24 protein-coding genes and 1 other annotated feature are annotated in these 21,844 nt (G+C 46.2%); of the genes, 13 read left to right on the top strand and 11 right to left on the bottom strand.

What is annotated here, in order from left to right; translation table 11 throughout:
- Window positions 1–73 precede the first annotated feature (73 nt).
- Window positions 74–1,144 carry a M23 family metallopeptidase gene (locus ACE3K2_RS15415; RefSeq protein ID WP_421891830.1) on the bottom strand — a complete coding sequence of 357 codons (1,071 nt, stop codon included), beginning with the start codon at window positions 1,142–1,144 and terminating at the stop codon, window positions 74–76.
- Between the two features lie 240 nt (window positions 1,145–1,384).
- On the opposite strand from ACE3K2_RS15415, the gene lipA reads away from it, so the two are divergent.
- Both lipA and ACE3K2_RS15405 read left to right on the top strand, forming a co-directional pair.
- The gene (gene lipA / locus ACE3K2_RS15410) at window positions 1,385–2,284 is read left to right on the top strand and encodes a lipoyl synthase (RefSeq protein ID WP_421891827.1); all 900 of its coding nucleotides are present in this window, start codon (window positions 1,385–1,387) and stop codon (window positions 2,282–2,284) included.
- Window positions 2,285–2,298: 14 nt separating this feature from the next.
- The gene (locus tag ACE3K2_RS15405) at window positions 2,299–2,724 is read left to right on the top strand and encodes a YutD family protein (protein ID WP_421891824.1); all 426 of its coding nucleotides are present in this window, start codon (window positions 2,299–2,301) and stop codon (window positions 2,722–2,724) included.
- A gap of 27 nt (window positions 2,725–2,751) precedes the next feature.
- On the opposite strand, the gene ACE3K2_RS15400 is transcribed toward ACE3K2_RS15405, so the two are convergent.
- Together ACE3K2_RS15400 and ylbJ are read right to left on the bottom strand one after the other, a co-directional pair.
- On the bottom strand, window positions 2,752–3,555 hold the full coding sequence (locus tag ACE3K2_RS15400) for an NAD kinase (RefSeq protein WP_105409911.1): 804 nt from the start codon (window positions 3,553–3,555) through the stop codon (window positions 2,752–2,754).
- A 115-nt stretch (window positions 3,556–3,670) separates the two neighbouring features.
- Window positions 3,671–4,924, bottom strand: coding sequence for a sporulation integral membrane protein YlbJ (ylbJ, locus tag ACE3K2_RS15395; RefSeq protein ID WP_421891821.1), 1,254 nt, complete (start codon window positions 4,922–4,924; stop codon window positions 3,671–3,673).
- 152 nt (window positions 4,925–5,076) lie between these two features.
- Here ylbJ and ACE3K2_RS15390 point away from each other — a divergent pair, with 152 nt between their 5' ends.
- From ACE3K2_RS15390 to ACE3K2_RS15380, 3 genes are all read left to right on the top strand, one after another.
- Window positions 5,077–5,241 carry a hypothetical protein gene (locus ACE3K2_RS15390; protein ID WP_155984997.1) on the top strand — a complete coding sequence of 55 codons (165 nt, stop codon included), beginning with the start codon at window positions 5,077–5,079 and terminating at the stop codon, window positions 5,239–5,241.
- Window positions 5,242–5,485: 244 nt separating this feature from the next.
- Window positions 5,486–5,863, top strand: coding sequence for a globin (locus ACE3K2_RS15385; RefSeq protein WP_036605723.1), 378 nt, complete (start codon window positions 5,486–5,488; stop codon window positions 5,861–5,863).
- 43 nt (window positions 5,864–5,906) lie between these two features.
- Window positions 5,907–6,641 carry a DUF2225 domain-containing protein gene (locus ACE3K2_RS15380; RefSeq protein ID WP_421891817.1) on the top strand — a complete coding sequence of 245 codons (735 nt, stop codon included), beginning with the start codon at window positions 5,907–5,909 and terminating at the stop codon, window positions 6,639–6,641.
- 8 nt (window positions 6,642–6,649) lie between these two features.
- Here the strand turns inward: ACE3K2_RS15380 and ACE3K2_RS15375 are convergent, their stop codons facing one another.
- A complete protein-coding gene (locus tag ACE3K2_RS15375) occupies window positions 6,650–6,883 on the bottom strand; it encodes a hypothetical protein (protein ID WP_421891814.1) in 234 nt (77 codons plus the stop codon).
- The gene (locus ACE3K2_RS15370) at window positions 6,880–7,050 is read right to left on the bottom strand and encodes a YycC family protein (RefSeq protein ID WP_074096390.1); all 171 of its coding nucleotides are present in this window, start codon (window positions 7,048–7,050) and stop codon (window positions 6,880–6,882) included. Before ACE3K2_RS15370 ends, ACE3K2_RS15375 begins: the two co-directional genes overlap by 4 nt.
- 118 nt (window positions 7,051–7,168) lie before the next feature.
- Between ACE3K2_RS15370 and ACE3K2_RS15365 the strand changes: the two genes are divergently transcribed.
- On the top strand, window positions 7,169–8,968 hold the full coding sequence (locus ACE3K2_RS15365; RefSeq protein WP_421891811.1) for a M3 family oligoendopeptidase: 1,800 nt from the start codon (window positions 7,169–7,171) through the stop codon (window positions 8,966–8,968).
- Between the two features lie 272 nt (window positions 8,969–9,240).
- Window positions 9,241–9,654: an O-methyltransferase gene (locus ACE3K2_RS15360; protein ID WP_421891908.1), complete on the top strand. Its 414-nt coding sequence runs from the start codon at window positions 9,241–9,243 to the stop codon at window positions 9,652–9,654.
- Between the two features lie 88 nt (window positions 9,655–9,742).
- On the opposite strand, the gene ACE3K2_RS15355 is transcribed toward ACE3K2_RS15360, so the two are convergent.
- Window positions 9,743–9,976 (bottom strand): alpha/beta-type small acid-soluble spore protein, encoded by a 234-nt coding sequence (locus ACE3K2_RS15355; RefSeq protein ID WP_017692382.1) that lies wholly within the window; start codon window positions 9,974–9,976, stop codon window positions 9,743–9,745.
- A 205-nt stretch (window positions 9,977–10,181) separates the two neighbouring features.
- A complete protein-coding gene (locus ACE3K2_RS15350) occupies window positions 10,182–11,156 on the bottom strand; it encodes an aldose 1-epimerase (RefSeq protein ID WP_421891808.1) in 975 nt (324 codons plus the stop codon).
- Window positions 11,157–11,401: 245 nt separating this feature from the next.
- Window positions 11,402–11,668 (top strand) — a binding site (T-box leader).
- A 75-nt stretch (window positions 11,669–11,743) separates the two neighbouring features.
- On the opposite strand from ACE3K2_RS15350, the gene trpS reads away from it, so the two are divergent.
- Complete coding sequence (trpS, locus tag ACE3K2_RS15345; protein ID WP_421891805.1) at window positions 11,744–12,739, top strand: tryptophan--tRNA ligase; 996 nt, start codon at window positions 11,744–11,746, stop codon at window positions 12,737–12,739.
- A gap of 123 nt (window positions 12,740–12,862) precedes the next feature.
- On the opposite strand, the gene ACE3K2_RS15340 is transcribed toward trpS, so the two are convergent.
- Window positions 12,863–13,063 (bottom strand): hypothetical protein, encoded by a 201-nt coding sequence (locus ACE3K2_RS15340; protein ID WP_421891802.1) that lies wholly within the window; start codon window positions 13,061–13,063, stop codon window positions 12,863–12,865.
- Window positions 13,064–13,183: 120 nt separating this feature from the next.
- Between ACE3K2_RS15340 and ACE3K2_RS15335 the strand changes: the two genes are divergently transcribed.
- A complete protein-coding gene (locus ACE3K2_RS15335) occupies window positions 13,184–13,402 on the top strand; it encodes an alpha/beta-type small acid-soluble spore protein (protein ID WP_017692386.1) in 219 nt (72 codons plus the stop codon).
- Window positions 13,403–13,514: 112 nt separating this feature from the next.
- Here ACE3K2_RS15335 and ACE3K2_RS15330 read toward each other — a convergent pair whose 3' ends face one another.
- Window positions 13,515–14,495 carry a metal-dependent hydrolase gene (locus ACE3K2_RS15330; RefSeq protein ID WP_421891799.1) on the bottom strand — a complete coding sequence of 327 codons (981 nt, stop codon included), beginning with the start codon at window positions 14,493–14,495 and terminating at the stop codon, window positions 13,515–13,517.
- A gap of 424 nt (window positions 14,496–14,919) precedes the next feature.
- On the opposite strand from ACE3K2_RS15330, the gene ACE3K2_RS15325 reads away from it, so the two are divergent.
- Window positions 14,920–15,531: an SCO family protein gene (locus ACE3K2_RS15325; RefSeq protein WP_421891797.1), complete on the top strand. Its 612-nt coding sequence runs from the start codon at window positions 14,920–14,922 to the stop codon at window positions 15,529–15,531.
- Window positions 15,532–15,606: 75 nt separating this feature from the next.
- Here ACE3K2_RS15325 and ACE3K2_RS15320 read toward each other — a convergent pair whose 3' ends face one another.
- Both ACE3K2_RS15320 and ACE3K2_RS15315 read right to left on the bottom strand, forming a co-directional pair.
- Entirely contained in the window at window positions 15,607–15,954 is a 348-nt protein-coding gene (locus ACE3K2_RS15320; protein ID WP_062837991.1) for a toprim domain-containing protein, read from the bottom strand.
- Window positions 15,955–16,484: 530 nt separating this feature from the next.
- Entirely contained in the window at window positions 16,485–17,660 is a 1,176-nt protein-coding gene (locus tag ACE3K2_RS15315) for an MFS transporter (RefSeq protein WP_421891794.1), read from the bottom strand.
- Window positions 17,661–17,848: 188 nt separating this feature from the next.
- Between ACE3K2_RS15315 and ACE3K2_RS15310 the strand changes: the two genes are divergently transcribed.
- From ACE3K2_RS15310 to ACE3K2_RS15300, 3 genes are all read left to right on the top strand, one after another.
- Window positions 17,849–18,331: an ATPase gene (locus tag ACE3K2_RS15310; RefSeq protein WP_421891792.1), complete on the top strand. Its 483-nt coding sequence runs from the start codon at window positions 17,849–17,851 to the stop codon at window positions 18,329–18,331.
- A gap of 69 nt (window positions 18,332–18,400) precedes the next feature.
- Window positions 18,401–19,495, top strand: a complete 1,095-nt coding sequence (locus tag ACE3K2_RS15305; protein ID WP_405173049.1) for a transglutaminase domain-containing protein — start codon at window positions 18,401–18,403, stop codon at window positions 19,493–19,495.
- 105 nt (window positions 19,496–19,600) lie between these two features.
- Window positions 19,601–21,637: a peptidoglycan D,D-transpeptidase FtsI family protein gene (locus ACE3K2_RS15300; RefSeq protein WP_421891789.1), complete on the top strand. Its 2,037-nt coding sequence runs from the start codon at window positions 19,601–19,603 to the stop codon at window positions 21,635–21,637.
- The last annotated feature ends 207 nt before the right edge of the window (window positions 21,638–21,844 follow it).

The following is a 21,844-nucleotide window of genomic DNA, read 5'->3' as shown; positions in this document are numbered from 1 at the left end:
CTAATCAAGAGGTCCCTTTTTCGAATGCTCATCGTACGCCTAGCGGAAACGTTTATATGGACATATTCTCGTCTCACTTGTTTTTCTTGTTCTTTTGTCTGCGTTCTTCCTGTTCCCAATGTTTCAGTTGTGGATAAGGATCGAACGACCATTCGTGCAGTCCGCTGTCCCGGTAGATCCCATAGTGGAGATGTGGAGGAAATTTGCCCTGTGTCCCCGGTTTTCCGTATCCAGAACTGCCAACCCAACCTACAACCTGGCCGGGGATGACCACTTCACCGATGCGTGCACTTTTGTCAAAACCCGAGAGATGGGCGTAATAGTGGTAATGATTGTTCAAATCCCGGATACCGATGCGCCAGCCGCCAAACGGGTTCCAGCCTTTGATTTCCACGACCCCATAACAGGTGCTGCGCACCGGCAGACCGTGTGGAGCGAAGATATCCGTTCCCTCGTGAATGCGATATCCGCCCCAGCTTCGTTTGGTACCCCAGGTGCTACGATAGGAGTAATTGGTTCCCAGTGGAACCGGAAAGGCATGTCCAAACAGATCCAGATTGTCAAAATGCTCATATAACTTCGCAAATTGCTGTATCCGTTGCACAGCACGGGAGTTGTGATAATATTCCCACAAGGCAATGTTGAAGTCCTCCTGCTTGTTTCCGTAACCTTGAATAACCGAAGCCATGCTGTACAGTACATCCTGATCATTGTTGGCATCCGCAATACCGTCTCCAGAACCATCACGTCCATATCCTTTGAAAAAAAGAATGGATTCCGGATGTTGATCCGTCTCATCGGGATTAAGCCATCCTCTCCAGGCCGGAGGGGTCATGAAGATACCTGTAAGACGCTCAGGATGTTTGCGATCCTTCGGGTGTGCACGAGTAATCGTTCGTTCATACTGATCAATGGCGGCAAGCCTGTACCAGGGAATCTGAGTCATCTGACCGATGGTCTCGTATAAATGTCGGCGTGCAGCAAAAATTTCTGCGGGCTTTAACTCGGCAGCCTGTGGTTTGGGAGCGGCATCTACGGGTTCACTGTAAACTTCAACAGGCAAGAATGGGAGAAGTAGAGTACCTGCAAGTAATGTTTTGATCCAAAATCGGTACGTGTGCTTGAGGGTCAAGCGTTGTTGCACTGGGAAGCAGCCCCTTTCCATTAGAATGATACAAGGTACCCGATGAACCAAGCTAAAGGTTAGCGTTCTTCAAAAGTTCTCATTTTATCCATGTAAGCTCATGGGATGAATGGAATGAAACAAATTGTCCATATTGGGCATGAATGCACAAGATGTGACAAATGGGGGTTTTTCCAACGCTTTCATGGTATAATATGTTCCGAGCAACAGCCTAACTTCAGTAGAAAGAAGGTTTATGCATTGGCTAAACGTGTTAAAGAACCGAAGCCGGATTGGATTCGGATTAAATTGACAACCGGCGATAACTATCAGGAAATGAAAACCATGATGCGTTCCAAAACGCTGCATACAGTATGTGAGGAAGCGCGGTGTCCGAATATTTATGAATGCTGGGCCAATCGAACGGCCACTTTTATGATTTTGGGCGATATTTGCACAAGGGCATGCCGTTTTTGCGCGGTGAATACAGGCTTGCCAACGGAGCTTGATTTGCAGGAACCAGAACGTGTGGCGGAAGCAGCAGAGCAGATGAATCTGCAACACTGCGTAATTACAAGTGTAGCTCGGGATGATCTGAAGGATGGAGGAGCTACGATTTTTGCAGAGACGGTGAAGGCCGTACGGCGGCGGTTACCATTGTGCAGCGTTGAAGTACTCATTCCAGACTTTCTGGGCGATCGGGAATCTTTGCAGATTGTGATGGATGCCAAACCGGACATTCTGAATCACAATATTGAGACGGTTGAGCGGTTGTCAGATAAAGTGCGTGCCAAGGCAAAATATAAACGTTCATTGGAATTGCTTGCTCGTGCCAAAGAAATGCAACCTAACATCCCAACGAAATCAAGCATTATGCTTGGTGTGGGTGAGGAATATAATGAAATTTTATCAACAATGGATGATCTTCGTGCGGTGGACTGTGATATTATGACGATTGGTCAATATTTGCAGCCATCGGAGAAACATCTGTATGTTGAAAAGTATTATCCGCCAGAGGAGTTTGCTGCATTGAAACAGGAAGGATTAAAACGTGGGTTCAGCCACGTCGAATCCGGCCCGATGGTACGCAGCTCCTACCATGCGCATGAACAGGTGAAATCGGCTACCAAACATGCTGAGCAGGCGGCAACACACGTGTGATGGAGGATACCGGATTGGAAGAAGAAAAAATCACAGAACAAGAACAGATTCAGGACCAACTTCAGGAGCAGATCCAGGAGCCGGTTCATGAATCGGTTGTTGAATCAGTTGAAGAAAAGCCCAAAGAACCGGTCATTGTACAGATCGGCGGCAAAAATTATGAGATCGTCCAGAACCACAAAGAGGGCTGGAATCCAGAGGTCTTCCGTGATCGTTACAGTGAGGTGCTGGAGCGTTATGATTATATTATCGGTGACTGGGGTTATAGCCAGTTAAGGTTAAAAGGTTTTTACCGTGATAACCATCCAAAAGCGACGAAGGATTCCACGATCGCCAGTATGGTGGATTATATCAATGAATATTGTAACTTTGGCTGTGCGTATTTTGTGCTTCAGAAGAGCAAAGATCAGCCTCAAGCCAAAGCAAAAAGCGGTTCCTGAAAAGGACCGCTTTTTTGGTGTGCTTATTTAGTCAAGAAATGCCGTGCGAACCCGATTCCAGAATGGATAAGGACGGAAACGCGCGAAACTGACCTTATGACTGGATACCTGACAACGGACGGATATTAGATCCTCCACCATCACGTTCACATGATCAATCGTCAGCAATAACCGCTGATCCTTGCGGGAGAAAATATCACAATGATGATGCTTGGGCAAAATAACCGGTGAGCCGAGTGTCCGATAGACACGGTTATTAATCGAAGCAATCTCCGCAATCTGAATCGCCTCAATAGTCGGATGAACCATGGCACCGCCAAGGGCCTTGTTGTAGGCTGTGCTGCCTGATGGAGTGGATACACAGATTCCATCCCCACGGAACATTTCGAATGTCACATCGTTAATATCGACCTGGGCCACGACGGTACCGTCCACACCTTTTAACGTAAATTCATTCAGGGCGATGTAGGAGGAATTGCCCGACTTTTTCCGAATCTCAAGCTCCAATAGCGGATATTGTACAATCCGTGGTTTGAGACGCTCCGGATCTCCTTTGCCACTCATCAGCCTGACTAATTCCCTTAATTCTTCCTTCTTCCAATCGGCATAAAAGCCGAGATGGCCTGTATGAACCCCAACAAAAGCAATATCCGGAATACGGTCGATGAAATTGTGAAATGCCTGTAGCATCGTACCATCGCCCCCGATGGAGATGACAATCTCCGGCGATTCTGCATCCAGCTTGAACCCTTCTTCCTTCGCCAACGCATGAAACTGCTGACTTAGATCAATCGATAACTGGTCTCCGCGGTCTTGAACATAGTATCTCAAGATTAAAGCTCCTTTGTGGTCATTATACTACCGATGATAATCAATTCCGCGGAAGAACACAACGTTTGGATGCATATTCAGTTAAATATAGATTTAATATAGATGAATCGTTGACTTATTTTTTGGCATGTCGTCTTGGCTTGAAGAAATAACTTAATATCGTAAGGAATAGCAACAACACAAGAATACTCGCAAAAACAATGATCCCCGTCAAGAAAATCAGTCCCCAGTCCGGTACATACGTTGATAACGATGGGATGAAACCAGGCTCCATGAGAACGGGTGAAGAGGAACGCCCCATCATGGGTGTCCATAATAGCAGGACCAACAAAGGTGCGATGAGCGCATGAATTGCTCTGGCAAATAGAAATGGAGCGTACCTCATGGGTGTGTTACTCAGAACACTCATAATCTGTGCATGGACGGATAATCCGCCCCAGGAGAGAACAAAGGCTGCTGCTGCAACTTTATAGACGAGTGGGACGGAGGCCCCGGCACTTCCGGCCTCTTTGTTCCCCAGCGTTACTTCGAATAACCCACCGACCAAACTAGGTGATAAGGATGGAGGAAGCCCGCTATGTCGAAGCAATTGCTCGGTAATTCCGTACAATCCACCAAGCCACCCCGTCTGTACAAGCAACTCCAACATGACTGAGAAGAATACAACCAGCCCTCCTACGATAATAATAAGGCGAAGGGATGAGGAGACTGCGTGGCGCAGCAGTTCACCGAATGCCCGTCCGTCGGCCTTCCTTGCCTCATGCATCGCATAGATGGCCCGGATCAGTCTGTTTCCAGGTATTTTCTTCGCTGAGGATGCAGAAGAGTTGTCTGGCTGTGAGCCTTTCACTGTACCCCCGTGAAAACGCATGAGCATACCCACCAGAAATGCAGCAGCGTAATGACTTACAACCAATAACGGAGCAATGGCGACATTGTGGAAGAAGCCAACCGATACGGCTCCAATCATAAAAATCGGATCGGATGATGTGGTGAAGGCAACGAGCCGTTCTCCTTCTTCCCGGGTAACCAGCTTTTGTTCCCATAACTGGGCGGTTAGTTTGGCCCCTGTCGGATAACCGGATGCACAACTCACGGCAAATACAAAACCACCACTTCCGGGAACCCGAAACAATGGTCGCATCAGTGGATTCAGCAAGGTACCTAGAAAATGAACAATGCCAAAGCCGAGCAGCAGCTCGGACAGCACCAAAAAAGGAAAAAGGGAGGGAAACAATACGTCCCACCAGATGGACAGTCCGCGTACACCTGCATGCCAGGTTGCCGCTGGATACAAGACCATTAACACACAAAGGATCAGGAGAGCGAGTGTGACAAGGACATGGGTGAGTCGTTGTGAAGCAGCCATGAATTCTTCTCCTTTATTTTTGGAATGGTCGGTATCCGGAAGTCTGTGATGCTATTGCCATCAATATATGAAAAAAAGTGGACAAACAGTACAAAATTATACGTAGAAAGCGCTTGCAAAAGTGGCTGTGTTTTTGAGTGATGTGTGCTAAAATGAGAAAAACGCCTGAACGTCACCTAATTGTCTCCAAGGTGGAATTCAATTCGGATGGAGTGATGATCATGAGTCTTGTCACCGGAATCCTGGTCTGTGCTTTTGTATATGTGATACGTGCCTCGCTGGTACGCTCTGAGGAAGAGGACTGGCGGAGTTATTAATGGAATATCTAGTGCGCCAACCTATGCGGTTGGCGCTTTTTTTGTGTTTATTTTTGAAGAAGGTCCTATATTCAGATAACAGGTAACGTGTCCTAATGATTTCATGTTATATAGGACTTTTTGTTTTTTTTTGATAGAATGGAGATAAAGGCTTTTGTAGCCTGGATATTGTTACTGTTTTCACAATGTTCATGGAACGTGTAATATATGGCAAAATTCGACATCAGAAAGGGGAATCAGACGAATGAATCCCAGTTTGAGTATTTATGACAATCTTGGCGGCGAGAAAGGGGTTCGCGCACTGGTCGAGGCCTTTTATCCAATCGTCCAGCAGAATGAGCAACTGGCTCCACTTTTCCCTGAAGATATTCAGCCGGTCATTGACAAGCAGTATATGTTTTTGTCTCAGTTTTTTGGAGGACCTGGGCTGTTTTCCGAGGCATTTGGACATCCGATGATGCGTGCCCGTCATATGCACTTTGAAGTGACGGTTGAACGGGCTGAGGCTTGGCTTGCATGTATGGATCAGGCCTTAACACAGATCGGTGTGGAGGAGCCCTTGCATTCGTTTATCCTGCAGCGTTTATCCGGGCCTGCACATCATTTTGTGAATACACCGTAGTTCCGAATATGATTATAAGCGTACGGGAGAGGGATGGAAGAGATTGGAATTAGAGCCACTATATAAGGTGAAAGTGACCTGTCATTATTGCGAAACCGAGTATGAAACCTCACGGGTAAGACCAAGTTTGAAAAGGCCCTACCGGACAGATGCCGATTTTTGTGCTTACTACAAGCTGGAGAATCCGGATTTTTATGTGGTTCGCATCTGTCCTCATTGCGGGTTTGCCTCCACGGAGAACGCAACGGAGCATTTGAATGAGGCTCAGCGCAAGGCTTTTAAGGAACAGGTCGGTAACCGCTGGGTTAAACGTGATTATAGCGGAGCACGGACACTGGACCAGGCGCTGGCTACGTACAAACTTGCCTTGCTGTGCGCGCAGGTTATTCAGGAGAAAGACCGTGTCGTCGCAGGTCTGCTGCATCATATAGCTTGGTTGTATCGTTATATGGAGGACCATGCACAGGAACATCGTTTTCTTGAATTTAGCCTTGAAGCCTATGTGAAAGTGTTTGAACGGGAAGGAACGGGTGGCAATGAAGCCAAACTGTTGTATTTGCTTGGGGAATTGAACCGCAGGGTAGGACGGTTTAATGAAGCAGTGCAATGGTTCAGCAAGGTCATTCATGACAAGCGGATCACAGATGCGGCCATGATTCGTGCATCCAGAGAACAATGGGCCGTGCTGCGTGAACAGATGATATCAAGTAAGTTGGAACTCCCTGAAGAGATGCTTGAAGCAGACAAAGAGGCTGCGAAGCGCAGCCCCTCTAAGTGAATCTTACATTAGATACGGACAGGACGGCTGGATAACAAATAATCACTGTCGTTGTCGATCACGGTCATGCTGGTATTACAGCAGGGAAAGACGAGTAATTTCTTTTTGCCTTCACGAATGAGCACAAGCTCTTTGGGTTTGAGGGGGAGCAGCACATTGCTTGCATGACAATAGGGACATTGCTGTACATAGATGTCTCCCATCACAATATCGTAAGGCCAGCTGTTCTCAAACGGAATCATTCTTGTTCGCCTTCTGGTGCGGAAGGTTTGGAGGTTTCTTGTTTGGCAAGTTCCGCAATCTTCTGCATCAGGATATGTTGTGGCATGTGCATCAGATGCTCCAATGGTACGCCCAAGGATTCTGCTAATTTGACGGCTGTATCAGCCGATACTTGTAAAGGTTTCATACGTTTACCTCCTGAAAGTTGCTATAAGTATTTCTCTAGTATAGAGATATGGCACGCATAAAACCAGTTTTTAATTCAATCCTAACCATCCAATTTATAGAGAGAGGTGCCTTATTAAATGAAAACGCCATTACACCCCGTATGGGATCTGGAGTCCATTTTTAGTGGAGGTTCTTCCTCCGAGACATTTGCTGCGTATCTGATTGAACTGGAAGAGGATGTACGTAAACTGCAACATCTGTTAAACGAAACAGCTGCACCGACTTCATTAGGAGAGACGGCTGCGTTTGATCCCATTTTGGAACTGCTGCAAAGCTGTTATATGCGCGTATCAGAAGGTTCTGCTTTTGTATCCTGCCTCTCATCACAGAACCAGAAGGACAAAAAGGCAACGCAGCTTCAAGGCGCCATCAGTTCCCTTGGTGCGATGCTGAACGGCAGTAAATCGAAGTTCGATAATACACTCAGTCAGACATCAGATTCGGTGTGGGACGCATGGATTGCTCGGGAAGATATTCAGCCGCTGGCATTTGTACTGAACGAGAGTCGCACGCTGGCTCGTGAGAAGCTGTCGCCTGAACTGGAAGGGCTTGCTCTGGATCTGGGTGTAGATGGTTACCATGGTTGGGGCAAATTCTACAACACGATCGTCAGCAAGGTGAACATTCCATTTGAGCAAAATGGGGAAACGGTGATGCTCTCCGCAGGGCAGGCTGCCAATAAGCTGAGCGATAGTGAACGGAATGTACGCGAGACGGTATTTGCAAACTGGGAGCAGGCTTGGACTGATGTCGAAGATTTCTGTGCAGACACGCTGAATCACCTCGCGGGATTCCGTCTGAAGTTATATGAGAAACGTGGTTGGGATGATATCCTCAAAGAACCTCTGGCCATCAACCGGATGTCACGCCAGACACTGGATACGATGTGGGATGTGATTAATGGTGCCAAACCTGCGCTTGTTCAATATCTGGAGCGCAAGGCAGAACTGCTGGGGGTAGACAAACTCAGCTGGAGCGATGTAGACGCACCTGTAGGACAATCCAGTGGTAAAATCACTTACGATGAGGCAGCCATCAATATTGTTGAACAGTTTGCCAAGTTCAGTCCTAAACTTTCCTCGTTTGCAGAGATGGCTTTTGAGAAACGCTGGATCGAAGCAGAAGACCGTCCAGGCAAGCGCCCAGGCGGATTCTGTACGTCTTTGCCACTCAGCAAAGCAACCCGAATTTTCATGACCTTCTCCGGGACACCATCCAATGTGTCAACTCTTGCGCATGAACTTGGTCATGGATATCATCAACACATTATGGAAGAGTTGCCTGCGTTGAATCAACGTTATGCCATGAATGTGGCTGAGACAGCGTCCACGTTTGCTGAATTGATTGTAGCAGATGCCCTGGTTCAGGCGGCAACCGATGAGCAAGAGAAGCTGGCTTTGCTGGAAGACAAGTTACAGCGAAGTGTAGCTTTCTTTATGAATATCCATGCCCGGTTCCTGTTTGAGAATCGTTTCTATGAACAACGCAAAAAAGGCCTGGTTAACGCGGATGAGCTATCCAAGTTAATGGTGGAAGCACAGCAGGAAGCTTTCTGCGGCGCGCTTGCATCAGATCATCCGCATTTCTGGGCATCCAAACTGCATTTCTATCTGACAGGTGTACCATTCTATAATTTCCCATATACGTTCGGGTACATGTTCAGTGCGGGAATTTATGCGAGAGCACAGCAAGAAGGAACAGCATTTGCAGATAAATACGATGATCTGTTGCGGGATACGGGACGTATGACGGTCGAAGAACTTGCTCAGAAACATCTGGGTACAGACCTGACACAACCGGAATTCTGGCAAAATGCTGCGGACTTGGTTATTGCCGATATTGAGCAGTTTTTGCAGATGACAGCTACCGAAAAATAGGTTGAACATATATGAAATAGGCTGCAATCCCCTGTTAACAGACACGGGAGTGCAGCCTATTTTTGTTCATGATCCTAATTTTTAATGTTTAAATATTTTGTCGCAAATAAGCGAAATAACTCACTTTAAGGAAGCGAAATGGCAATTAATTGTGCAAGTTGTAGTTAAAAATACCCAAATATGCCGTTGTTTGTTGAACGTGCACATATGATGTCATATAATGAGTCGTAAGTCCTTGATATATAGGACTATAAGCATGTAGGAGGAGTGTTATTATGAAAATTGACCAGCTTTCATTGGCGCGGCAGTTAGATTTGGTATTTAAAGAGCTTGATCATGAGTTGTCAGGGTTAGATTCAGGGGTAGTTTTTGTGCAAATACGAAACAATGTGATTGGGAAGTTCGGTATTCGACATAATCCGATAACTGGACGGGATGGGCAGATGGATGCGGAGGAAGGTGGACTAAACGAAACCCAGAGAACTTCTTTCCGGGCAATGGCATTGGAGACGTTGAAATTCAAACGCAATTGGACTCATGGCGAAATATCATACGACTTCGTAGTAAGACAAGGTATGATTTTGGTAGATGCAACGATGGAGTCTAATTACAATATGGCGAGCTTGATGATTCGTTACCCTAGAACCAATACATACAAGGATACAGATATGGAGTCGACCTCATAATTCGTTGCACAAAAGAAAGCGGCACTTCCGAAGAAGGCCGCTTTTGCTGCTTTTGGATTCTGCTTAGGCTCAAGCAATAATTACGAGCTTACGAACGACCCGATAATTGCTGCTCAGCGATTTGCACCAGACGTTTAGTGATGTATCCACCCAGAGAACCTGTCTCACGGGAAGTATAGTTACCGTAGTAACCATCTTGTGGAATCGTTACACCCAGCTCTTGTGCAGCTTCAATTTTCAATTGTTGCAATGCTGCAGTTGCTTGGGGAACGACCAGGTTGTTGGAGCGGCTACCGCTACCTTGGTTTTGACCTCCGTACATATGTGTCACCTCCTTATGGGTTGGTGATGTTAGTATGGTTAGAGAATAAGGAAATATACATGATATGGCGTAAGGGAAAATATGGGTAAATATCTGTGTGCAGATCACATGAAAAAGCCGACCCAATGCGGGTCGGCAAGTTGTATCAGGATATCGAAAGAGATGCTGATATACGTAAAAGCAGTATAGTGGATGATCAACTCGCTTAGTCAGTAGGAGGTATAACCTCAATACGTGTAAATAGCTCAACAGGTTGTTCCGGTTCCAAGCGAATCAACCCCGTTTGTTCATCCGATAAATCCAAATTTGGTGCATCCGGGAGCCAAGTATACGGTTCAATGCACAAAAACTGATCGGATTCACCTTTGGTAAAGAGAACCCAGTGTTTGAAAAATGCTTCATCTGCTGAATATTTCAAGGTATATCCATCTTGCCTGCGTAAGTATGCCGTAGCCGATTCACCTTCGGTAGCTTTCAACAGGGTATCCCAGTTACGTCCCTGCAAGTTGATGCCTTCGTTAAGAGCAGACCATTCACCCAGGGGTTCCAGTTCACCTGTTGGTAGTTGTTCTTCATTCTGTCCGTATATTCCGGAAACAGGCAGTTGCAGTGTCCAGTCGGCAGGTTTGCCGTCTAACAAAAACCATGTATGATATCCCATCCCAAAAGGAGCAGGGGTTGAGCTCAGATTGGTGACTCGCAGACGCTGGCTAAATACAGCGTTTTGCAGACTGAACGTCATCTCAAGTTTCAGGGGAATCGGGAATTGAGCCATCCAAAGCTCTTCATTTTCGGTTAGTAATTCGGTCGTTATTGCACAGCCGTCTTCATCTTCCTCAATGTCACTGACACACCAGGATTGGGTACGATGGAGGCCGTGAATATGGTTGTCATTTGCCGTGTTCTGATCGAACTGGTAACCGACACCTTCATATTCGAATTGTCCTCGATGAATGCGCCCTGGTGGAATCAGGAGAGGAACGCCAAAATGGTATGGCTTCTGCAGATAAAAGGCAAGATCATCTTCATCCGGACGGCGGACGACATCTCTGTCCTGCACTAAATCGCGAATAGAAATAATATTATTCCCAAGACGCGGCAGCAGGGTGATTTCCAATTCGCGGCTATGTAGGATATACGTGTCGTAACCATTCCATTGGCCTTTGGTCACTTGTTTCATATCGATGCTCCTTTTCCCACTTGAAATCTGTCTGCAAGCAGTTGTGATGACTGTACTGCTGCAGGCGTGTCATTGTGTACATGCCAGCTATTTCCTGCGCTGCTTCGTGTGAAGCAGGCATAAGGATAAGCAATTCCATCATAACAGATTTCAGTGTCTCGGGTAAAAAAGTTCAACTCATTTTGACATTCGCGCCTGTGCGCATTAAGATGGAACTCTGAAAGCATTTATTCAAATTGAATGACATGAAATCGATGACAGGGATAAGTAGGCCAAGAGAACCCTCTTCAGAAAGCCGGTGGTTGATGCGAACCGGTGTGAGCTCTTTACCGAATGGACCCTTGAGTGTGGATTTGAACAGGTTAAGCCAGAGACGGGTTTGCCTTACTAGAGTCTGCCGTATAATCCACGTTACGGAACAATGAAGGCATTTCTTCAGCTTGACTTGATTCAAGGTCAGGGCGTTAGGAGAAAGGCGAATAAGGGTGGCACCACGGTCTCACGTCCCTTGCGGATGTGGGGCCTTTTTGCGTTCGCAGAGAATGACAGGAGCTACTTTATATCCAATCAGGGAGGCGTTATGTGCAATGAAAACAGTACTTTCAGGTATTCAGCCAAGCGGGAAGCTCACTTTGGGCAACTATATTGGTGCAATCAAAAATTTTGTGAAACTCCAGCATGACTATCAATGTCATTTCATGGTAGTTGATCTTCATGCAATCACCGTGGCTCAGGAGCCAGCCGCATTGCGCGAGCAGTCAGAAGCGGTAGCTGCGCTGTTTCTTGCAGCAGGTATTGATCCTTCGAAATCTAACGTATTTCTCCAATCCCATGTACCGCAGCACGCGGAATTGGGATGGTTGATGACAACACTGACCTCCATGGGTGAGCTTGAACGCATGACTCAGTTTAAGGATAAATCATCCGGTAAAGATTCTGTTGGTGCGGGACTGTTCGTGTATCCATCATTAATGGCGGCTGATATTTTGTTATACAACGCTGACCTTGTGCCCGTAGGTGAGGACCAGAAGCAGCATCTGGAACTGACACGTGATCTGGCAGGACGTTTTAACCACCGGTATGGGGAGTACTTCACCATTCCAGATCCGTATATTCCACAGGTGGGTGCACGGGTAATGTCGCTTGATGATGCCTCTTCGAAAATGAGCAAAAGTAATCCTAACGCTGGCAGCTATATTGCCCTTCTGGATCCGCCGGATGTTATTCGCAAAAAAATCAGCCGTGCCACTACAGATTCGGGACGTGAAGTCGTATATGATCCGGCTAACAAACCGGAAGTTAGCAACCTGATGAGTATCTACGCTGAATGTGCGGGCATGACACTGAAGGAAGTCGCTGAGCGTTATGAAGGCAAGATGTACGGTCCGTTTAAAAAGGAACTGGCTGAAGTGGTTGTGTCTGTGATTGAACCGCTGCAACAACGATATAATGAGATTCGGGAGTCTGGCGAATTGGCTGATGTACTGGATACGTCAGCTCGTCGTGCAGAAGAGGTTGCTTCTCAAACGCTGAGTGCAGTGAAAGAACGTATGGGGTTTGTTCCTAGACGTACATTGTCGTAGTTTTGTAATGGAAGGCAAGAGGTCTATATGTAACAGCATGAACAGTTAACATGAATAAAGAGGGGCCCTATTGAAGGACTCCTCTTTATTTGTGCGTTCATTATTGAACTATAAAAGACCTGATCAAGAAGTGGGCTCTGAAGTAGCCGAGCGAACTTCCTGACGTTCTTTTTTGGCACGAATCACAAAACCCCAGCCAATGTTGGCAACGGACAGGACAAACATTAAAGCAGCGAACCAACCGGAGTAGGAGATCATAATTGCTGAAACCGTTAACAAAATAATCGAAGAGAATGCGAACCATAAGGATAGACCTTTGCTCATTGGGAAAAACCTCCATCTACAAATTTAGTAAAACTCCGTATAACCTGTAGCCTGCGAGCCATAATAATCTTGCAAGCTTGCAATTACATTACAGACACAGATTGAAGGGAGATTATAAATATGGCTCAAGGATCTCGTTCTAACAACTTGGTGGTACCTCAGGCAAATTCAGCATTGCAACAATTGAAAATCGAGGCTGCACAGGAACTGGGTGTAACTATCCCACAAGACGGTTACTATGGTAACTACACTTCCCGTGAAACAGGATCTTTGGGTGGATATATCACCAAACGTCTGGTACAAATCGCTGAGCAGTCTCTGGCTGGGTCTGGCAAATAATTCATCTTAACCAACAGCAAAAAGGATAAACAGAAAGCCCGGGGCGGAAACGCTCCGGGCTTTCTCGCGTATCTGTTCCTATGTCTGATTGTGCCTTGCCATGCTCACTTCGTCAAGGGCGTGCGGATAAAAGTTTTTTATCCATCTTCTCATCGCTTAACCAGCCTACGTACGTATCAATTGTTTCAAAATTCCGATCCATCACAATGACTGCGACAAATGGATATTGTTTCCGGTGTCGATAACGTACATCTGCCCAGCGGACCTTGTAACCGGCAGGTAGCTCTTCAACCTCTGCCACAGCATAGGAGGTGAAGTAGAGGAAAGCACTGACTTCCGGTGATTTGCGTGAAGCAGCAACGGCCGCATGTGTAGACGACGACGCGTGCAGACTCCATACCAGATTAGAACCATCCATTTTACCAATCACATAACTGCCATCCTTAACTCGTTTAACCACATGCCAGCGGTTCCAGGATATCGTTGGAATGACGATGTATTTGGCCTGTTCTGGGCTGTTGTCGAGACGTCTAACTTTTCTAACCGCTTGTGCTCGAGCAATCGTTCGCCATATATAATACAAACCGGTCAAACTATACAACGTAACGAAAAGTGGTGCAGGGGCGATTAGATCAAAGGCCCATAACAGGATAGCTACGACATGTGTAGTGAATAGAAACGGATCAAAAATATGAATGATGTTCCAGGCGATCCAGCGTTCCGTAAAAGGCCGGGCGGCTTGGGTTCCATAGGTATTGAACAGATCGGTGAATACGTGAAAGCCTACGGCTACAGCAGTCCAGGTGGCGACGTGTCCAATGGGGACACCAGGGAATATCAATGCAATAACGCCAGTGATGAGCAGAACCCATAACAGGAGAAATGGCAGAGAGTGTGACAAGCCCCGATGATTCCGGATGTACAGCGAATTGCTTTTGAGACGTAATGCAGTATCGATGTCAGGGGCCTGGGAACCGGCAATCGTGCCAACCATTACCGCAGCTGCAAGCATGGGGCTCGTCGCAACGACAGGATCGACATAAGCGAGACCGGCTAAACCAATCCCCATGACAAAATGTGTAGAGGTATCCATAAACGTCTCCTTTGTGTGGTGTATCGTTCTAAGGCATATTACTTCTCTATCTAGGTGATACCCATATATAGTGTATAATATCCGTCTGTCAGGATGCAAAACATCCCTAATTTCAAAGTTATGACAATAAACTGGTCCATACCCAATAAATGTACGGAGTTTGTCAAACTATTTCGGCATTTCCTATGATAAACTTTATATCGGATACAGAAAGAAATTTGGTCAGAGCCTAAGTGGCCAGTTGTGTTCTATAAATATGTATGGGCATTGTTACACCAAACCGTTACAATAATATAGAATCTCATAAAAAGTAGGTTTCTTGGAGTACATATGTCACAGTAGATGGATGAAGCGAAACAAACGTTATTTTGGGTTCACATATGTATGCGTATTCATAAGAGGAGATACAGAAGGGACGAGGAAGATGCTGAAAAAGTACAAATGGACATGGATGCTGCTGGGGCTCGCACTCATTATGGCTGTGTATCTGATGTGGGGCACTGTATTTGCCAGTAAGGAGAAATTACCCGAGATTCGCGAGATCCAATCCTTTTCCATGGAAAATGTAGATGGCAGTACGGTATCACTGGAGGATACGCAAGGGAAAGTCCGTTTGTTCTACTTTTATTTCACCAGTTGTCCAGATGTCTGCCCTATTACGACGTTTACGTTATCCCAGGTGCAGGATCTGTTGAAAGAGGACGACACCTTTGGTAAAGATGTCTCGTTTGTATCCATTTCATTCGACCCCAAAGTCGATACGAGAGAGAAGATTAAGACGTTTGCGGATCGATTCCATGCGGATTATTCCGGATGGTACTTCTTGCGAGGGGATATGGACAAAACCAAACAGTTCGCCAAGGATTCATTCCAGATCCTGATTGAAGGGGAGAATAAGGATGATTTTGCCCATATGAATATGATTGGCTTGGTGGATCAGAATAATCAGCTGCGCAAAGTATATAATGCGTTTAATACAGAGGATGTTGTGCCTGCTGTAATTGCAGAGGATATTCGCAATCTGATCAAGGAATAATCATCGGATACTCCTATTGTAGAGGCTGCCTTCAGGTTGGATATCAACCGAAAGGCAGCCTTTTGGCATTTCTTTTTAAAAGGAAGGATGTTCAGGGTATTGGATGTATGTCTCTAACCCGGCTTTCTCCAGCTGGGCAATGATATACTCATCCGGTGTTCCTTCTACCCCCGCGTATCCTCGTCGTGTATACATCTGTACTGCATCCGGGAAAGCATCCCGAAGCACACCTCTAATTTTTTTGCCGGAACTGTCATTATCCATAAATAAAAAGACTTCATCATAACCGACTTGCTTGCGCAGGGTTTCCAGTTTGAGTGAATTAAGTGTTCCAAACGTACATAGAATGTTGATTTCGGGTCCAACCAAACGTTTCAGTTTGCTTCGGTCATTCTTACCTTCCACAATGACATGAATAGGCATGATATTCACCTCTTGTTCGAGAGCTTATGTCGACATTCCCCGGGAAATGTTGCAGCGAAAATCGACTGATTATATAAAATGGACTCCTTTCTTTACACGTTTGCTAACTGGATAGAATAAATCATCAAGACAGATCTCTGAAATCTTATCTCATGTGCATCATTAGGTCAGTAATAGCTAGCAGTGGCCGTTACGGTTACGGATCGTTCCTTCGATCGCTGTTGTCTCCAAATTTCTGTTTGAATTTTTATAGGTTGAAATATGGAGACAAAGGCGAACGCTACCGCTTCTTCAAAATCGATTCCGTCCCCTTCACTACTTTTGGCTAATTGTTCAACCTTAATGATCTTCAATAAAATAAAACCTTCGGTGATTGTAAAAGATAGATTTCCCAGTTAGCTTTTATTAACGTGTAAAACGTTAATCCATTTTATATAGTTTAGCTGTAAATGGGGGAATGATGCAAAGCTAATGAAAATACTGGCCTAATTGCTGTATATAAAGGCAAGGAGACAAAGGCAGATCGGAATTTAATTGAGTATACTTTTGGGATCGGACAGGGAAGACTCGCTTCTGGATGTATAGTATGGAAGCAGCAGCATACCAATCATTAATAAAAGAAACGCAATGAAATAGGGCGATAACCCGACACGAAGTTGCCCGGCTGTGATGGGGCCGATAAAAGAACCGATGGATGTGGCAATGGATTGCAATGAGAAAATGCGGCCTAACCTGCTTCCTCCACTCAGACGGATAAACAGGGTAGCCATCGCTGGAAAGATAATGCCTTTGGAAATCCCGAGTACAAATAATACTGTAGACAACGGGATTTGCGGAATGGCTGCCATTACAAAAAAACACAAGGACATCAACAGCACACCCGCAACCAGACGCAGTTTGGGGGAATACCGGTTGAGAAATAACATGCTCAGTGTGAAGAGAGCTCCGATACTGATTACGGAAAATAACAGGCCGGTAGACATGATGGACGAATGCCCTCCTCCTCGAAGGGGTAACTCGAAGAAGAGAATCCCTTGAGCACACGCAATAACCAGAGGCAGGGCAAAGTACCGCCAGGACACGGGCAGGAATGCACTTGTGGCACCTGCTGGTGATACATCAGGTTTGGCTGGTTCAGTCACTCTCTCATGCTGCTTGATGATGCCACGGGGCATCGTCATGAACGCAATGACACCTGTGAGAATTAGCAGATAGCCCAAACCTGAGAATGTAGCAGAGAATCCCACGGAACCCACAATGATCGCACCGGCTGCGGGAGACACCACAGACGCGAGGGTATGTACTACCCCATGTCCTGACATGAACTTCCCCTGTTTCACCGGATCGGTGGATAACTGTGCAAGCAGGGCGAGACATGCCGGAGATAGGAAGGCCAGCACAAAACCGCTGATGGAACGCAGCGCGAGCAGTTGCCATGGTGTCTGGACATAGGCTTGCAGGAGCAGGATCAATCCTGCCCCGAGCAGACTGAATACAATGTAGCGGCGACTGCCATGTTTATCGATTTGTGTCCCGGCAATCAGATTGCCGGGAAGATGCGTTAAGGAATAGATGCCCATCATCCAGCCAATGAAGGTAGGGGCGGCTCCCAGCGAGATGGCAAAAGGGGTCAGAATGGGATACTGGGCATGCAGATCAAATACAGCAAGGAACAAAAACAGGTATAACCAGATGGCCGTTTTCACATAAGCCCCTCCTTGTTAAGCGATGCATGTTCAAACTACAGGTCTTGAACGTGTTCCCGTTCGCCAGCAGAACCTCATGGTACTACTTGTACGCCTGGCGGGACGAACTTAGACCGTTTATTTTTAAGGGAGAGGGCTTAGCTGACAGCAGCTTCGGAAATCATGTATAATATTCGGGAGTGTTACAAATGAATTCAAATACGGAAGGTGTAGTCATGAACATAGAAGTAATCAAAGAGTTTCTGATGCAGAACTGGCTGGTGATCGTGGTTGCATTGATCATATTGTTCTTTGTTTTGAATGTGGTCAAAACCGTGTTGAAATGGTTGATTGCCATCATCATTATTGCGGCTCTACTGATATACAGCGGCATCTCCATTGATCAGATCAAACAAACAGTGACAGATGTACAATCCAGTACAATGGACACCTTGAAGAAGGAAGCAACCAGCATGATGCTGAAGGAAGCTTCCAAAGCGAAATACGTCAAAGGACAGGATGGAGCGTTCACCATCACAAGTCCCAATGTGGAGATTAAGGGAAGAACTCAATCCGATAAAGTGGATGTGACCTTCCGCGGAATTTCACTCGGCGAATGGAAACTCGACAATGAAACGATACGTACGTTTGTCGAACAGGCACAGGAGAACCAAACAGCACCAGCATCGTAGTAAAGGGGGAATCGGTACGTGCTGCAGAATTGGCTGGACAGCCTAAAGGAATTGAATGGCATCACGATTATGCTGCTGCTGATTGTGGCTGCTTCATTATTGCAAGGTTGGTCCAGAGGGGCTTCGCGTTCAGCAGGCAGACTCTTTGGGTTCCTGATGGATGGCATTATGGCGGTCATTGGTATTCTGTTGTCCATCGGTTTAACGTTGTGGCTTGCGCCATATGTACAGCAGTGGCTGTCTGAGTATGCTTCAGCCATGCCTAATCGCGAGCTGAACCGGTGGGAACAGATGTATTATACGTTGGTTACGGCGATTGCAGATTTTCCGCTGATGCGGTTCGCTGTATTATTTGTATTAAGCTATGGACTCATCCGATTGATTCTCGGGTTTCTCTCTTCATTTATTTTTAGCAGCAGGCAGGGGTCAGCCGAGGAAAGTGCGCCTAAAGGTATGTTTAGTCGGTTGACGGGTGCATTCATTGGCACGATCATAGGCTCCGTCCGCGGAATGATTGTCATTGCGGTTTTGTTCATGATTGTCAGTCTTTATCCCGGGAGTATGTTCAGCCGATATGTGGAGGCATCTCCGATCTATATGCAAGGGGCCAAATCGGTTATTGAACCGTTGTCAGGCACGTTTATCAAGGACAAGCTTCCCGTATTTACACAGGCTGTGCAGAAGGAACTGGGCGGCATCCTGCAACGCAAATATGAAGTCATTGACCATAACATTCCGACGGATATTGAATCTGCTGCGAGAGAGGTTGTCAAAGGCCAATCGACAGATGAGGCAAAAGCAAGAGCGCTATATGACTGGGTAGGTTCACGTATTCAGTATGACTATGGTAAAGTGGATGACTATGAACAAAAGGGCATATGGCATGAACAGAATCCGCAGAATACATTTGATACACGCAAAGGCGTATGTATTGATTATGCCCGTCTCTATGCTGTGATGGCCCGTTCACAAGGACTTGAAGTCAAAGTTGTTACAGGACTTGGGTATAACGGCCAGGGAGGGTACGGTCCGCATGCGTGGAATGAAGTGTATTTGAGTGATTCCGAGAGCTGGGTTCCGCTTGACCCGACATGGGCGATCAGTGGGGACTGGTTTAATCCACCGAATTTTGCCGATACCCATCTAAAGGATCAATCAGCTTAACATTACAACGGACATGGGTCCGTAATATGACGACGTTGCCAGGTTATCATGCCGGGAAGAATCAGTTGTAGCGGTATGCATCAAGTCATGAAAGAGGTAGGATGGATGAAAAAGCATTCCAATGAGAAGGATGAACTTACCGACAAACGGCGCTTCAGTTACCGAATGAACGTATTTTTCTTCGCTTCCTTTGTTATTTTTAGTGTTATTATTGTACGTTTGGCCTTTTTGCAATTTGTGGAAGGGCCTGAACTCAGTCAGGAAGAAGCAAGTAACATTACCAAGGATGTACCGCTCCCTCCTGTGAGAGGTACGATCTATGATTCTACAGGTGAAGTGAAGCTGGCTTACTCCAAGCCCATTCAGTCGCTATATCTGACGCTGTATAAAAACTATGGGGATGTTGATGGGAAACCGAGTCCCAACATAGGGGAAGTGCAGGATATTGCCACCCGATTGCATGATGTATTTGAACAGTACAAGTTGAAGGATTCAGAGTCACTTACGGTGGAGCAGATCCTTGAAGAGATGGACTTGAATTCACGTAAGGCGAACGGCTTCATGCCGCGTCTGATTAAGAGCGATCTGTCCGAAGAAGAAGTCGCTTATTTCCTGCAACATAAGGATGAGTTCAAGGGCATTCAGATTGTTGAGGAGAGTGTGCGATTCTATGATCCAGATACAGTGGCGGTTCAGACCATCGGTTATCTGAAGAAGTTTAGAAGTTCGAAGTCCTTGGACAAATACAAAGAGGTGGACGAGGCCAATAAAACGCAAACGGACCCGGGCCTGGTGTATACGGAAAATGAATTTGTAGGCTTTGATGGACTGGAACTGCAATATCAGGATGCTCTCCGCGGCAAAAGCGGATATACATCCGTTGATGTTGATTTGCGTAATTTGCCTGAAGGTGTAGCAGGTACAACTCCGCCGGAGAAAGGGTATGACCTGATTTCCAGCATTAACAAGAACGTTCAGGTGAAAACAGAACAGGCCATTCTGGATCAGTTGAGTTGGCTTCATCGGAATCCGGTTTCCGGTCGATTGCATCCAAATGCCAAGACCGGATTTGCAGTTGCGATGGAAGTGGATACAGGGAAAATCATATCTGCTGCCAGTATGCCAGATTATGATACCAACATCTGGAGAACAGGCAGTATCACCAATGATCAGTATGATGATATCAAATATGTGTATCAAAATGGTACGATTCGTTCATTCCCTCCGGATGACTCTAAAAAGCGAGCTGAATCGATCGTGCTACTCGGCTCCACCATCAAACCGCTTAGTGTCTTGATCGGTTTGAAAGAAGGTTTCTTCACGACCAATACAGTTTATTCGGATAGAGGTTCAACGACCTTTGGTGGGGACAACCGCAGAGTGCAGAACTCATCAGGGCATGTGTATGGTGCCATGTATCCTCGTGATGCGATTCGTCATTCCTCGAACGTATTCATGATTGATGAGATTGGGAAGAAGATGTACTCGAAATACGGTGCGACCGGAATTGACAAATGGGATGAATACATGAAGCAGTTCGGCCTTGGGATATCTACAGGGGTTGATCTACCGAATGAGTTCTTGGGCATACGGGATTACATGAACGAAACGGAAAGCTCGCTGACTCGTCTCGTGTATGGTTCCTTTGGACAGCAAGGGAAATATACAACGATGCAGCTTGCCCAGTATACAACGATGCTGGCGAACAAAGGTAAACGTATGGAGCCACAACTGGTTAGAGAGTTCCGGGATTCGGAAGGCAACGTGGTCGAGAAAGTAAAACCGAAGGTACTCAGCAAAGTAGAGTTTAACGACGCCTACTGGAATGAAGTGCAACGAGGCATGGCCACCGAAGTTTCGGCATTTAGCGGATTCCCTTATGACTTTGCCAGAAAAACAGGAACATCGACACAGGTAGTAGGTGGTAAACTGGTGGATAACGGGGTGTTTATCGCCTATGCACCACGTAATAATCCAAAGCTTGCTGTTGCTGTGGTTATCCCCGAAGGGGGCTTTGGTTCGAGTAGTGCGGCTCCGGTTGCACGTGCGATCTTCGATGCTTATGACGAGGAATTTGGTCTCGACGGTGTACCGAAAAAGGACAAAAATAAAGATTCAAATTCGGAATCAGGCACACAGTGATGTAAAGGTTTCGTTTAGAGAGAGGACCCTTGGCGGGTTCTCTTTTTTGTTTTACGCGGAGAATGGCTCGTAAGAGTGAGTGAGTTAATTAATTGCATTAATATGTAACCATATGAGCTGTGCCACGTTTATATAAGGGAAGGGTAAAAGCGATCCAGCGAACGGGATAACGTTGATATGTCAGTGTTTACATTGAAATCGGTAATT

The sequence above is a fragment of the Paenibacillus sp. genome (assembly GCF_048976745.1).
Taxonomy (GTDB): domain Bacteria; phylum Bacillota; class Bacilli; order Paenibacillales; family Paenibacillaceae; genus Paenibacillus.
This window is presented reverse-complemented; position numbering and strand designations above follow the sequence as displayed.

Bases quoted from the DNA above. Each gene is read 5' to 3' on its own strand.
- ylbJ (WP_421891821.1), bottom strand. From the start codon at position 4,924: ATGGCTGCTTCACAACGACTCACCCATGTCCTTGTCACACTCGCTCTC.
- ACE3K2_RS15390 (WP_155984997.1), top strand. From the start codon at position 5,077: ATGAGAAAAACGCCTGAACGTCACCTAATTGTCTCCAAGGTGGAATTC.
- ACE3K2_RS15385 (WP_036605723.1), top strand. From the start codon at position 5,486: ATGAATCCCAGTTTGAGTATTTATGACAATCTTGGCGGCGAGAAAGGG.
- ACE3K2_RS15375 (WP_421891814.1), bottom strand. From the start codon at position 6,883: ATGATTCCGTTTGAGAACAGCTGGCCTTACGATATTGTGATGGGAGAC.
- ACE3K2_RS15370 (WP_074096390.1), bottom strand. From the start codon at position 7,050: ATGAAACCTTTACAAGTATCGGCTGATACAGCCGTCAAATTAGCAGAA.
- ACE3K2_RS15365 (WP_421891811.1), top strand. From the start codon at position 7,169: ATGAAAACGCCATTACACCCCGTATGGGATCTGGAGTCCATTTTTAGT.
- ACE3K2_RS15355 (WP_017692382.1), bottom strand. From the start codon at position 9,976: ATGTACGGAGGTCAAAACCAAGGTAGCGGTAGCCGCTCCAACAACCTG.
- ACE3K2_RS15350 (WP_421891808.1), bottom strand. From the start codon at position 11,156: ATGAAACAAGTGACCAAAGGCCAATGGAATGGTTACGACACGTATATC.
- trpS (WP_421891805.1), top strand. From the start codon at position 11,744: ATGAAAACAGTACTTTCAGGTATTCAGCCAAGCGGGAAGCTCACTTTG.
- ACE3K2_RS15340 (WP_421891802.1), bottom strand. From the start codon at position 13,063: ATGAGCAAAGGTCTATCCTTATGGTTCGCATTCTCTTCGATTATTTTG.
- ACE3K2_RS15335 (WP_017692386.1), top strand. From the start codon at position 13,184: ATGGCTCAAGGATCTCGTTCTAACAACTTGGTGGTACCTCAGGCAAAT.
- ACE3K2_RS15330 (WP_421891799.1), bottom strand. From the start codon at position 14,495: ATGGATACCTCTACACATTTTGTCATGGGGATTGGTTTAGCCGGTCTC.
- ACE3K2_RS15325 (WP_421891797.1), top strand. From the start codon at position 14,920: ATGCTGAAAAAGTACAAATGGACATGGATGCTGCTGGGGCTCGCACTC.
- ACE3K2_RS15320 (WP_062837991.1), bottom strand. From the start codon at position 15,954: ATGCCTATTCATGTCATTGTGGAAGGTAAGAATGACCGAAGCAAACTG.
- ACE3K2_RS15310 (WP_421891792.1), top strand. From the start codon at position 17,849: ATGAATTCAAATACGGAAGGTGTAGTCATGAACATAGAAGTAATCAAA.
- ACE3K2_RS15305 (WP_405173049.1), top strand. From the start codon at position 18,401: ATGCTGCTGCTGATTGTGGCTGCTTCATTATTGCAAGGTTGGTCCAGA.
- ACE3K2_RS15300 (WP_421891789.1), top strand. From the start codon at position 19,601: ATGAAAAAGCATTCCAATGAGAAGGATGAACTTACCGACAAACGGCGC.